At 39.6% G+C, this 12,384-nt stretch carries 11 protein-coding genes; 4 read left to right on the top strand and 7 right to left on the bottom strand.

Features of this window, described 5'->3' with window-relative positions; all coding sequences use genetic code 11:
- Positions 1-3: 3 nt before the first annotated feature.
- The 4 genes from dapE to ASU03_RS10465 all read right to left on the bottom strand — a co-directional run bounded on the left by dapE (position 4) and on the right by ASU03_RS10465 (position 5,621).
- The gene (dapE, locus tag ASU03_RS10480) at positions 4-1,230 is read right to left on the bottom strand and encodes a succinyl-diaminopimelate desuccinylase (RefSeq protein ID WP_057831780.1); all 1,227 of its coding nucleotides are present in this window, start codon (positions 1,228-1,230) and stop codon (positions 4-6) included.
- Between the two features lie 49 nt (positions 1,231-1,279).
- Entirely contained in the window at positions 1,280-1,633 is a 354-nt protein-coding gene (locus ASU03_RS10475) for a Spx/MgsR family RNA polymerase-binding regulatory protein (protein ID WP_057831779.1), read from the bottom strand.
- A 595-nt stretch (positions 1,634-2,228) separates the two neighbouring features.
- Positions 2,229-4,349, bottom strand: coding sequence for a phosphate acetyltransferase (gene pta, locus ASU03_RS10470; protein WP_057831778.1), 2,121 nt, complete (start codon positions 4,347-4,349; stop codon positions 2,229-2,231).
- A 33-nt stretch (positions 4,350-4,382) separates the two neighbouring features.
- Positions 4,383-5,621 carry an acetate/propionate family kinase gene (locus ASU03_RS10465; RefSeq protein ID WP_057831777.1) on the bottom strand — a complete coding sequence of 413 codons (1,239 nt, stop codon included), beginning with the start codon at positions 5,619-5,621 and terminating at the stop codon, positions 4,383-4,385.
- A 209-nt stretch (positions 5,622-5,830) separates the two neighbouring features.
- Here ASU03_RS10465 and ASU03_RS10460 point away from each other — a divergent pair, with 209 nt between their 5' ends.
- Positions 5,831-6,379, top strand: a complete 549-nt coding sequence (locus tag ASU03_RS10460) for a DUF412 family protein (protein WP_057831776.1) — start codon at positions 5,831-5,833, stop codon at positions 6,377-6,379.
- An 83-nt stretch (positions 6,380-6,462) separates the two neighbouring features.
- On the opposite strand, the gene rlmA is transcribed toward ASU03_RS10460, so the two are convergent.
- Both rlmA and xthA read right to left on the bottom strand, forming a co-directional pair.
- Entirely contained in the window at positions 6,463-7,278 is an 816-nt protein-coding gene (rlmA, locus tag ASU03_RS10455) for a 23S rRNA (guanine(745)-N(1))-methyltransferase (protein WP_057831775.1), read from the bottom strand.
- Between the two features lie 12 nt (positions 7,279-7,290).
- The gene (gene xthA, locus ASU03_RS10450) at positions 7,291-8,097 is read right to left on the bottom strand and encodes an exodeoxyribonuclease III (RefSeq protein ID WP_057831774.1); all 807 of its coding nucleotides are present in this window, start codon (positions 8,095-8,097) and stop codon (positions 7,291-7,293) included.
- A 547-nt stretch (positions 8,098-8,644) separates the two neighbouring features.
- Here xthA and ASU03_RS10445 point away from each other — a divergent pair.
- The 3 genes from ASU03_RS10445 (at position 8,645) to ASU03_RS10435 (ending at position 11,655) form a co-directional block, all read left to right on the top strand.
- Entirely contained in the window at positions 8,645-9,361 is a 717-nt protein-coding gene (locus ASU03_RS10445) for a winged helix-turn-helix domain-containing protein (RefSeq protein ID WP_057831773.1), read from the top strand.
- 164 nt (positions 9,362-9,525) lie between these two features.
- Positions 9,526-10,815, top strand: coding sequence for an ATP-binding protein (locus tag ASU03_RS10440; protein ID WP_057831772.1), 1,290 nt, complete (start codon positions 9,526-9,528; stop codon positions 10,813-10,815).
- A 189-nt stretch (positions 10,816-11,004) separates the two neighbouring features.
- A complete protein-coding gene (locus ASU03_RS10435; RefSeq protein ID WP_231731553.1) occupies positions 11,005-11,655 on the top strand; it encodes a VC2046/SO_2500 family protein in 651 nt (216 codons plus the stop codon).
- Positions 11,656-11,661: 6 nt separating this feature from the next.
- Here the strand turns inward: ASU03_RS10435 and ASU03_RS10430 are convergent, their stop codons facing one another.
- On the bottom strand, positions 11,662-12,159 hold the full coding sequence (locus tag ASU03_RS10430; RefSeq protein ID WP_057831771.1) for a YchJ family protein: 498 nt from the start codon (positions 12,157-12,159) through the stop codon (positions 11,662-11,664).
- Positions 12,160-12,384 lie beyond the last annotated feature (225 nt).

The raw sequence follows: 12,384 nt of genomic DNA, 5'->3' as shown, positions 1-12,384 counted from the left end.
AAGTTAACCACTAATGTTTTTGTGTGTACATAAAACATTAACCAAGCAGTGGTAATAAATATCAACGAGTTGTTCTAAATCGTTACAACAAACAGATTCATTGACTTGATGAATCGTAGCATTACATGGTCCTAGTTCAATCACTTGTGCACCCGTTGGCGCGATAAAACGTCCATCTGAAGTGCCACCTGCGGTAGAAAGCTGGGTTTGCTGACCGGTAACAGAGAGTATGGCTTGGCTAACGGCATTGAGAAAGCTGTGCTCAGAATCAACATGTTTGGTAATAAATGGCTTACCATTGAAAGTCCACTTTATCTCATAATCCAGTTGATGTTTGTTAAGGATTGACTCAACTTGCTCAACAATCATTTGATCGGTTAATTCTGTGCTATAGCGTAAATTAAATAATGCCGTTAAATGGCCAGGGACAACATTGCTGGCACCTGTGCCGGCATTAATATTTGATAATTGAAAGCTAGTCGCCGGGAAATATTCATTGCCCTGATCCCACTCTATTTGGCTGAGCTCTGTTAATGCGGGCATAGCTAAATGAATCGGGTTTCTGACATGCTCAGGATAGGCAACGTGACCTTGTTTACCCTTAATGACTACTTCAGCAGTAATTGAACCACGGCGACCATTTTTTACGACATCGCCAACAGCATGAGTACTTGAAGGCTCACCGACAATACAATAAGTGATTTTTTCATTGCGTGCTTCTAGGGTATCAATAACTCTAGTGGTGCCATTAATAAAGGGACCTTCTTCATCACTGGTAATCAAATAAGTGATAGCACCTTGATGATCTGGGTGGTCGTGCACAAAACGCTCTGTCGCCACTATCATTGCCGCTAGGCTACCTTTCATATCTGCTGCACCACGGCCATATAACATGCCATCAATTATTGTTGGCTCAAAGGGCGGCGTATGCCATAGTTCAAGGTTACCAGCCGGCACCACATCGGTGTGGCCAGCAAAACAAAAAACTAAATCATTGTTTATTTTACCCGTGTTTTTCTTATTGTCTGGGCCCAGGCTACCGTCTCGACGAGACCAAAGATTAGTGGTATCAGCAAAGATCATACTTTCATTATTAAAGCCAAGCTTGGCAAGGCGCTCTGCTATAAGTTTTTGACAACCTGCATCTTCGGGGGTGACGGATGCTCTAGCGATGAGTTCTTTTGCTAACGCAATAACGGCGCTTTCATATTTTTGTTCAGTTTGACTCACAACGATTACCCTAAGTTTATTTTAATACTTACTTTTAAATGAACTGTTTTTATTTGTTTTTATCGAAAAGGCTTTGATACTGGTCAATTTTAAAACCAAGATTGAGTTCACCATTTAATGGTAATAGCGGTCTCTTCAGTAATGTTGGTTGCGCAAGTACCGCGGTAAACATTACTTCATCGGTGAGGTTGTTTTTTATCTCATCAGGCAGATTACGAAAGGTGGTGCTGCGTTTGTTTAATAATAGTGACCAATTACTTTGACTAACAAATTGGCTTAATAACTCTGCGGTTAACGGTTGTTTTTTAAAGTCATAAAGTTGATGTGCTATGTCATTTTCAGCCAACCACTTGGTCGCTTTTTTCACTGTGTCGCAATTCTTGATGCCATAAAGGGTGATCATATCTAGGAGTAATCCACATATCCAATAATTAAGGCTTAAGATGATATCAGAAACGATATCCTATATCCGCTTTTCTTCGGACCGAGAATAGCGGTGCAGCTTATCAATAAAAGAGTACTAATCTTGATAGCATGGCGGGTTTAGTTAGGTAAGTGGACTATGGGGTAGTGGCTTATTTCTATTGCTACCGCGCCTGATTTCTTTGTAGACCATCGATAGTAATATTTGAAAATGGAAAGCTCTCACTGAAAGTTATTTACAGTGGCTATTTACGACGCTCTTACTAGGTTGTTTTAGGGTTTTATGAATAGTTATCTTTAAATTTTATATCCACAAAAACTGTGGATATAATTGTGGGTAATCTTGTGGTAACTCTGTTACCCATTGAAATATATAAAGAAAACCAATAGCTCATTTTTTGTCTAGCTAGGTGTTAAATACTGAAAAACAGGATAAGTGATAAAAATAACCAATTGGATCATTTTATCGGTTAAATTAACGTTTTATTGCAGTTAAATGGCTTAAAAGTCACTTTGACCGCCGGTTGAACCTTGCTAATGGGTACTTATTAACAAAATTCATCAAGCGGGCTAAGTTATTGTGTCGCCTGTATTGCCGTTAAGGCAATGGTATAAACAATATCATCCACTAATGCTCCGCGTGATAGATCATTAACGGGTTTATTCATACCTTGTAGCATAGGGCCTATGCTTAATAGACCCGCTGAGCGCTGTACCGCCTTATAGGTGGTATTGCCAGTATTTAAATCTGGGAATATAAATACAGTCGCTTTACCGGCTACTGGACTGTTCGGCGCTTTTTTCCGAGCGACATTCTCCATAATGGCGGCATCATATTGTAGTGGTCCATCAATAATAAGATCAGGGCGCTTAGCCTTGGCTATTTCAGTTGCCTTAGCGACTTTCTCTACATCAGCACCATGACCTGAACGCCCAGTGCTGTAACTGATCATGGCAACTATGGGTTCAATACCAAACGCTTTGGCCGAGTCCGCAGATTGAATCGCAATATCGGCTAACTGTTTGGCATTAGGCTCTGGGTTAATGGCGCAGTCACCATAAACAAGCACTTGCTCAGGAAGTAACATGAAAAATATCGATGAAACTAAAGCGCTATTGGGAGCGGTTTTAATTAATTGTAATGCGGGTCTTATGGTATTTGCTGTGGTATTAACCGCTCCGGAAACTAGGCCATCAACTTGACCAAGTTGTAACATCATAGTGGCTAAAACAACATTATCTTTGAGGTTTTCCAGTGCAATAACATCCGTTAAACCTTTATGTTTACGCAACTCGACCAAAGGGCCAACATAATTTTCTCTAATGGTATCGGGATCCGTTATTAATAAGTTATCGGGAAGGGTAATACCTTGATGCTCGGCTATTTGCAGTATTTCTTCTTTATTACCCATAAGTTGACAGCGAGCAATATTACGTTCACAGCAAATTGCTGCCGCCTTGATTGTGCGTATATCGTTTCCTTCTGGTAGGACTATGAGTTTGTTGGCCTTGCGAGCCAGTTCGGTTAATTTATGCCGAAAGGCTGGGGGTGATAATAAATTATAACTATTGTTTTTAGAGGTAAGGCTTTCGAGCCAATGACTACTTAAATTATCGGCAACATGCTGCTTTACTTTATCTTGACGTTGGATGTCATCTTGCGGTATTTCTGGGTTAAAGCTCATGATGTGACGTGATGTTTGCCAAGTGTCCCAGGGTACTGATAATACGGGTAAACCTGCTTCAAGCGCTTGTTTGCATAACTCCCAAACTTGCTTTGATGGTTCAAAGCCATTCGTTAATATCATGCCGCCTAATTTAGTACCATTTAACGCCGATAAACAGGTGGCAATAATAATGTCGGTGCGGTCGCCAGGGGTAACAATAAGACGACCGGGGACTAGGTAGCTGACTAAATTTGATACGGTACGAGCACAAAAGGCAACGCTGCGGAATCGGCGATGCGCCATATCCCCGTGATTAAGGACTTTGGCATCGAGGTAGTTACTTATGTCACAGATGCGCGGAGCAATGAGGTCTATGTCCCACATTATAGTGCCGAGTAAATCAAAGTTCCGGTCTTTAAAAATGGCTAAATCTAACCAGTCTGTTAGTTTAAAGTCACTTTCTATCTCTTCTTCTTTTGGCAAGATGCCGTATTCGTCTTGATCTGGGCAATTGAGTTTATTGATAACACAGCCAATGAGCTGCTTGTTTTTGATACCGCCATAGGTTTGAGCTGTGACTTGAAGTCGGTCTTCAAACTCTTCGGCACTATCATTGCCTGGGCTAGCAACCAATACTATGTTGGCACCAAGCGCTTGGGCGACATCACGGTTAATACGCCCAGCATAGGGTTGTCTTGGTGTGGGTACTAAGCCTTCAATAATGACTACGTCGTGATCTTTTTTAAAGGCATCAAAATTGGCAACAATTTCTTCTAACACGGCATCGAGCAGGCCATCGCCCATTTTTTCTTCGACATAACTAAGTGATATGCTAGTACTATTTTGCGATAAGCTAATGGCATCAATGGTTTTATTCTTTTTAGCTAAGCTATTACGCGAAGGTTGGCTAATGGGTTTGAAGTGTCCAACTTTAATACCTTTTTGTTGACAAGCATGTAATAAGCCTAATGATACACTGGTTAAACCGACACCTGAGCCAACAGGGATTAACATAATTCTATGGGGCATAAATTAAATCCTACTTAACGTGATATGGAGCATTTACTTGGCTAAATTTTTTAATAATAGCGCTGATTGCTCTGCTATTACCCATTCTTCATTGGTGGCAATAACCCAAATAGCTCTTGAGTTTTTATCTGCAATATTACCTGATACACCAAAGCGCGTTCTTTGGTTTTCGTCTTCGTCTAAAGAAAAGTTTAATAAGCTGAGTTGTTTCACTATTTCAGTACGCACCCAACTTGAGTTTTCTCCTATACCACCGGTAAAAATAAGGCCGTCTAGTTGAGTTAAGCTGGCGCTATAGGAGGCGATGCTTTTAGCAATACGGTAACAAAATACTGTCAGTGCTAAAGTGGCTTGCACATGATTATCTTCTAACATGACCTTTTCTAAGGTACGACAATCATTACTTAAACCGGAAACACCCAATAAACCACTTTCTTTATTAACTAATTTATCTACATCATTAATGGCGTAACCTAAATTATCTACTAGATGAAAGAGAATGCCGGCATCGATATCACCACAGCGAGTGCCCATCATTACGCCTTCACCAGGTGTCATGCCCATACTCGTATCGACACTCTTACCCTTTTTAATCACGGTAACACTACAACCATTGCCTAAATGGGCACTGATCAAGTTACATTGCTCTAGCGGCTTATTTAAGTATTTTGCTGCTTGTTTTGCGACAAAATAATGGCTGGTACCGTGAAAACCATATCGTCTTATGCCATGTTCCTTGTACAGTGTATAGGGTAGGCCATAGAGGTAGGCTTTTTCTGGCATACTTTGATGAAACGCCGTATCAAATACAGCTACTTGCGGTAAGTTGGCAAAAGCTTGCTGGCATGATTTAATACCAATAAGGTTTGCCGGATTATGTAAGGGTGCTAGTGTTGCCAATTGAGCAATCGCTTGCTCTACCTCCTCAGTAATTAACCTTGGCTCTGAATAATGTTCGCCACCATGGACAACCCTATGACCAATGGCACTGATATATTGAACCAAATTAAGCTGTTGTAATTGCTCTACTAAGACCGTCAGTGCTGCTTGGTGATTAAAGGGTTCGGTTAGCTTATAAGACTGTTTTTTCCCACCCTGCTTGATGGTGATGCTAGCCGTTGAACTGAGTAGACATTCAGCTAAGCCGGATAATAGCGTTTCGCCAGTCAATGGCATGATTAAGGAAAACTTAACGGAAGAGCTGCCACAATTAATCACTAAAATGGCAGTTGTATTAACTGATACTTGGCTGGGCGATTTTTGTTGGGTCATGTATGTTGTCTTTTAAAAAAGTGAAAAGGTGTAGAGATAATATATGCAATAAGACGAGTGTCTTCATTATAGCGCTGGACTTGCTTAAAAATCTTGATGCAAAGTAATAAAAGGCTGTTTTATTGGCATTTTAATGATTACTATTCGTACTAATTAGTTAGTTACATTTCTGACTGTTGCTTATAAGCTCTAACTGCTATAGTAGTGATATGAATATCTCCGTTGTAGAACTCATTAAATTGGGGCAAAAATATTTAGCGCTTTGGCCTGACAAGCCAGAATTAACGCAGTATTTTGAAGATTATCGAGCAGTACAAAGCGCCCGCTTTGTTTGTCGATATTTCCCTGCCTTAGCCATGTTTACTGTCATTATGCAGCTTTATTTAGCCTCAGGGTATCCATTGGGCCAAGGCTCGATAAATAATGCCATAAATGCACTACCGCAAGCGCTGGTATATGGTTTGTTTTTAATCAGTATGCCCGTACAGGCCTTAGTTTTATCTGGGGTAAAAGCCGATAAGTTGTTACCGCCATCACTGGCTTCTTGGTATCACAGTGGTTTAGAAAAGGTAAAGCAGCAGGGTAAAGAGAAAACTGCGGAGCAAGTCGGTTATAACAATGATCGTAACAATGAGCAAAGTAATGGTCATCGCTATAGTCACAGTAATAAGAATGCGATTGCTAGCTTAGCAACGTATAAACCACGCTATATCGATCTTGCGCAACTTTTACAATTAACGTTTGCGACGACAAAGTAACTCTCGTTACTTTGTCTATTGTTAACGTAAAAGTTTGTTGTGATAAAAGTGACTTCCCCGATTATCCATGCTTTTGATTATTATTATTTTTGATATAAGCGCAGGACAAAATCAGCTTGGCAACTGAATTCTTTTTGTTGCTTTAATTCGTTAATTAACTCTTCACTGGCTTTAAAGGCAAAGGGTGTCATTGCTAATAAATTCAACACATCGTCACTATTAGAGAAGTTCATTGGGTAGTTTAAACGTTGCTCTTCAACCAAGGTTAATTGCTTAATGACTTGTTTTGCAGTGTCATGTTTGGTTGCCTGGCGATATATCAGTGCTTTAAGTTCAAATAAATGGTTATCGGCCGGTGTAACCGTCAACAAATAACCCTTATCTTGCAAAACACGGGTAAACTCACTTTCTAAAATAGGCGCATAAACGCTATATAGCCAGCCAAAATGACCATCATTAAAGGGCAGGTCAGACAGCGTTGCTACGCTATAAAAACAATCTTGATAGCGTTTTGCGGCAATTTTTATCGTCTCTTTGGCAATATCGACGCCGTAGACACTATTCTGCTCAGTTTTATGCTGATGGGTATAAAATCCTTCACCACAGCCAGCATCAAAAACGGCGGCGTTTTTATCACCATACTTTTGATAGAGCGCTAGCATACTGTCAAGCAAGGGTTGGTAATAGCCTTTATCTAAAAATGCCCGTCTAGCTTGTACCATTGCTTTGTTATCGCCAGGTTCTTTTGAATGTTTAAATTGAACCGGCAATAAATTTACATAGCCTTGTTTAGCTTGATCAAAACTATGCTTATTTATACAACGGTAGCTCTTTTCAGTAAGCAACAAGGCTTGTTGGCAAAGCGGGCACCGGTACTGGGCAAATTTTTCAGTATGCATGTATAGTGAACCTTAAGAAAATGTTGACCAAATAGGTGCATGATCTGAAGGTTTCTCAATGCCGCGTAATTCATAATCAATATCAGCTTCAATACATTGCGCTGCCAGGTTTTGTGTTGCTAGAACAACATCAATACGAAGACCGCGATTATCATCAAAGCCACGTGAGCGATAATCAAACCACGAATATCGTGCTGTTGTTTCTGGGTGCAATTTTCTAAAAGTATCAATAAAGCCCCAATCCATTAAGGTTTTTAACCATTGACGTTCTTCATCTTGGAAAGAACATTTACCACTTTTTAACCAACGTTTACGGTTTACTTCGCCAATACCTATATCAAGGTCAAGTGGTGAAATATTGATATCGCCCATGACAATGACATTTTCATCATTAGTGTGATTGTCATTAAGGTAGTTCATTAAGTCTTGGTAGAACTTACGCTTGTAGGGATATTTAGTTTCGTGGCTAATATTTTCGCCTTGTGGAAAGTAGCCATTTAATACTGTTATTTTCTCACCTTTATCGTTGGTAGTTGTTACCATAATCATTCTGCGTTGTGCTTCATCGTCATCGCTAGGGAAGCCACGCTGCACGGTATCTGCTGCTTTTTTACATAACATAGCGACACCATAATGTGCTTTTTGACCATGGAAGTAGACATGGTAACCCATGGCTTCAACCGCTGCTAAAGGGAAAACTTCATCATGTACCTTTATTTCTTGTAAGCCAATAATATCGGGTTGATGTTTATCGATAATCGCTTGCAATTGGTGAAGACGGGCACGAAGGCCATTAATATTAAAAGAGATGATTTTCATAGGATTCCTAATGACTTTTAGCGAACAATATCGATATGTATTGCTGGGTAAATTAAGCGGTTGATCTTGCGTGTTTATCTATCGTCTCGCAAGGTTTATTTTACCGAGGTGCGGTTGAATTTTCATTTTAGTCTCTGCTATTGACTAATTTTTGAGATAATAAGTCGCAAAGAGTACTCTGTGCTCCTGAACAACCATTATTTCATCACAGCGCCTTGAATTGACATTGCTCAAGGACTCTGAAACATGCATCTTGAATGGTAACGGGTCTATCTGCTTAGGCATTGGCTGACAGTCCACCTTGATGTAGCGCGACTTTGACGATTTTCAATACCGTTAGTTTGAACGTTAGCCACAGCCCTTAATGTTATAAAGTGTAATTTAAACGTAACAACTGGTAGAGCCTATTGTTTAACCGTAATAACTTGTTTAAGCTAAGCCTAAATGAGCAACACAACAAAAAACTGTTAATACAGTTATCAGTATCGTTATTCGTACCGTTATTTATCAATAGCATAAATAACACGTAATAAATAAGGAAATGTATATGCCAGATAGTAACTCAAACGTAAAAAAAATATTATTGGTTGAAGATGATCGTCAATTATCCGATTTAGTCACCGACTTTTTAACCAATGAAGGCTTTCATGTTAAGCAAGAATATCGTGGTGACACCGTTGCTAAACGGGTAAAACTTTTCTCGCCAGATATCATTATTTTAGATGTAATGTTACCAGGTAAAGATGGCTTTGGTGTTTGTCGTGATTTACGCCCAGAATTTACCGGCCCGATATTAATGTTAACAGCAAAAAGTACTGATTTTGACCAAGTGTTAGGCTTAGAAATTGGCGCTGATGATTATGTTATCAAGCCAGTTGAACCGCGAGTATTATTAGCGCGAGTTAACGCCTTATTACGTCGCGGCGATTTACCTAACCAAAATGAAGATAAAGGTGAAATTAACTGTGGTGGTTTATTTATCAGTAAAGCCTCACGTAAAGTGACTTTGCAAGGTGAAAATATTGACCTAACCAGCCAAGAATTTGATTTGTTATGGTTACTGGCCAGTAAATCCGGTGAAGTACAAAATCGAGATTATATCTATAAAGCGGTAATTGGCCGTGAATATGATGGCTTAGACAGAAGTGTTGATGTGCGAATTTCTCGCTTACGTAAAAAATTACATGACAGCACTGAAACGCCATTTAGGATCAAGACTATTTGGGGCCAGGGTTACTTATTTGTGCCAGACGCATGGAGCTAGCTCACTGTAGCGTTTAGCCATTAGCCATTAGCACTCAAAGTGCAGGTTTTACTGGTAATTGCTAAATAGCGACTAAAATATCAAGGCTTTGTTTACTTCTTGCCAGTGACAAAGCCTTTTTCTTAAGCTTACTTTTACTTCATTCTGTTAATTAAGGCACATTAATGAAATTAGGTCGTTCGTTTTTTAATCTCTATTTCTTTATCATATCCACTTTTATCATTTTTTCTTGGGCACTCGATGAAGTGTGGACATCTTATCTAGAGCAAGATATTGAATCCTATACCGGTTATAAAACCCTGATGATGGCTACTGGGGATTATGTGCAAAAGCATCCTGAAGACGAGTGGGAAGCGATAATAGCTGGGGCAGCAAAACGCTGGGACTTACCTTTGAAACTCATGTCTTTAGCGGAAGTTGAAGGAATTGATCACACCAAACATAATGCTTTAATGCACTCAAATACTCATATTTATTATTTCGATGATCAGGTGGTCATTCATTATTTACTAAAAGATTCCAACTCTGTTATTACTTTAGATCGGGTAAAAATGCCAACTAGGCCCAGATTAAAGGCCATTTACCGAGTGTTAATGTTAGCCTGTTTTGGCGTTATCATTTTTATTTGGTTATGGCCGATGTCACGGGATTTAGAATTATTAAAAAAAGCGACCAAGGAGTTTGGTCAAGGTAATTTTGATAGTAAGGCCCCCGCGGCAAAATCAACCATGATAGCACCGATGATTTCCTCCTTTAATATGATGGCAGCGCGTATTCGGCGTTTAATTGAAGCCCATAAAGAGTTAACCAATGCCGTGTCCCATGAGTTACGAACGCCTTTAGCGCGAACCAAATTTGCTTTACAGATGCTTGACACAATTAAAGATGATGAAAAAAGAATAAAGTACCAGCAACAAATTAGCAATGATGTGCGTGAATTAGAAGAGCTGATCAATGAAATGCTTATATATGCTGCTTTTGATAATGACAAACCTGAACTGAACTTTAGCCGTACTGACTTGAGCGAGTTAGTGAGCTTACAAATAGCCAGTCATGATCAGTTTGTCAGCTCGATAGAGTTTATTAATAAACTGCCGAATAACCTTGTTTGCTGTGATGGCCACTTTATCGATAGGGCGGTTAATAACTTTATTAGCAACGCCATTAAGTATGGTAATGGCCAAGTGAGAGTGACGCTGTCATTAGAAAAAGAACAATGCCAAATTTGTGTTGAAGATAACGGTGATGGTGTTTCTGATGAATTTAAGCAAGTTATTTTTGATGCGTTTTCACGTGGCGATCAATCAAGAAACCGTGAAACCGGTGGTTTTGGTTTAGGTTTAGCTATTGTTGCTCGCATTATGGAGTGGCATCAAGGGCATGCAGTTATCGGTGATAGTGAGCTTGGCGGTGCGTCCTTCACACTTACGTGGCCAATAAAGCAAGTGACTTAACTTAATTATCATCAGCTGTAAGTAAAAATAGTACTTAAACGCAGTGCTCAAAGGCAATAATTATTGGCAATAAAATCGCTTAATAAAGCAGTGTAATAATTAATTGTAAATTTATGCTCTTATCGGCTAAATGTTTTTTACTTTTAGCCGATAACTTATTTATCAAGGCATAAATAAGAGCATAGCGCAGTGGCCGTAGAGCTATTACCACAGTTTTCAAGCAATAATTTCGCACCAGATAATGAAGTGAGCAAGAGCAGTGCTGAGCATTTGGTCACTGATTTTTCAGTCACTAATGTATTGCTACATGAGTTGCAACTTGGTGAGCAGTTGAATGAAAGTGTTGGACAAACTCGTCGTGCAGACTTTACCTTGATGCTGGCAATGTTAACGGATGATGTCCGTGAACAAAGCCAATTTTTATTACCTCAAGCAGCCGAGCCTATAACGGCAGACTTAAGTAATATTGCCTTGAGAAAACAATTCAACCTAGCTGCACCAGCACCTTTAGCACTGTCTGCACCAGAGGATGTTAAGCAATTCAACCAAGTACAAACGATTGTTGATAACGATTTAGCCAATATACATTTAACTAACGCGATGAAAGCTAAACCGTTAGCTTTTCGTGATGATAAAAGCCATATCGACACGCAAGTGCTGCAAAACACCAGTTTATTTACTCAGCTTAAGCACAGGCAAATCACAGCAGCGGCAACACCAGCTAAGCCTGGAACGAATAACGAGGCGGATAAACCGCTTAGTCAGCCACTGAACTTCAATGCTCAGGCCTGGTTAGAGGGCATTCAACAAGCACTCATTAAAGCACCACTACTTAACTAAGCCTAGTTAGAATGATCGAACCTGCGATTTAGCACAGCACTGTTTAAACTTCTTGCCTTTTTTAGCGGACCAAGCTGTTGCATATTGGTTACATGGGCATATTTCATTGCGTTTAATTTTCTTTATCTGGTTATGCTCGGTAATGTCACCATCAAGGTAGCGCCACTGTTTTTTTTCAACGGTAAAATTAGACTTTTCTCGTAATTCCCATAAGGTATTATCGACGACATAATAGGCTGAAAATTCTACGGTATTTTTACTACTAGCATGTATTTTTAACGCCAACCACAAACATTCATCCGCCCACCCTTGAATCTCACGCACTGACTGCTTTAATTGCTGAGCGGCGCTATAGGTAGCAAAAATGTATTGGCCATTTTTTGTTGCGTAGGCACTAAAGCGTGAGCGCATCAATTGCTCAGCCGTGCTGGGTTGCTGCTGTTGTGTAATATAAAGTTGGCAACAAGCATTAAATAATAAGGTTGAACCGCACGGGCAAAGCATAACAAAGTGTCCAATGATGGTAGTATCAGTAAAGCCTGTTATTTTAGCGTTTTTTTAACGCATATAAAACGGTATTGGTCGTTTTATCTTACCCTTTATTTTCTTTTCGATTAGGATAACGTCTCATAGTAAAGCTAACTTAATTAAACTTAATTTAATATAAGAGCAGTCAGTGTGCGCGTTAACTTGGCACTCTGCATTCATTCTTTAACAAAAGCACTCAAC

The sequence above is a fragment of the Colwellia sp. TT2012 genome (genome assembly GCF_001440345.1).
Classification (GTDB): domain Bacteria; phylum Pseudomonadota; class Gammaproteobacteria; order Enterobacterales; family Alteromonadaceae; genus Colwellia.
Note: the sequence above shows the minus strand (reverse complement) of the source record. Positions and strands in the feature narration are given on the sequence as shown.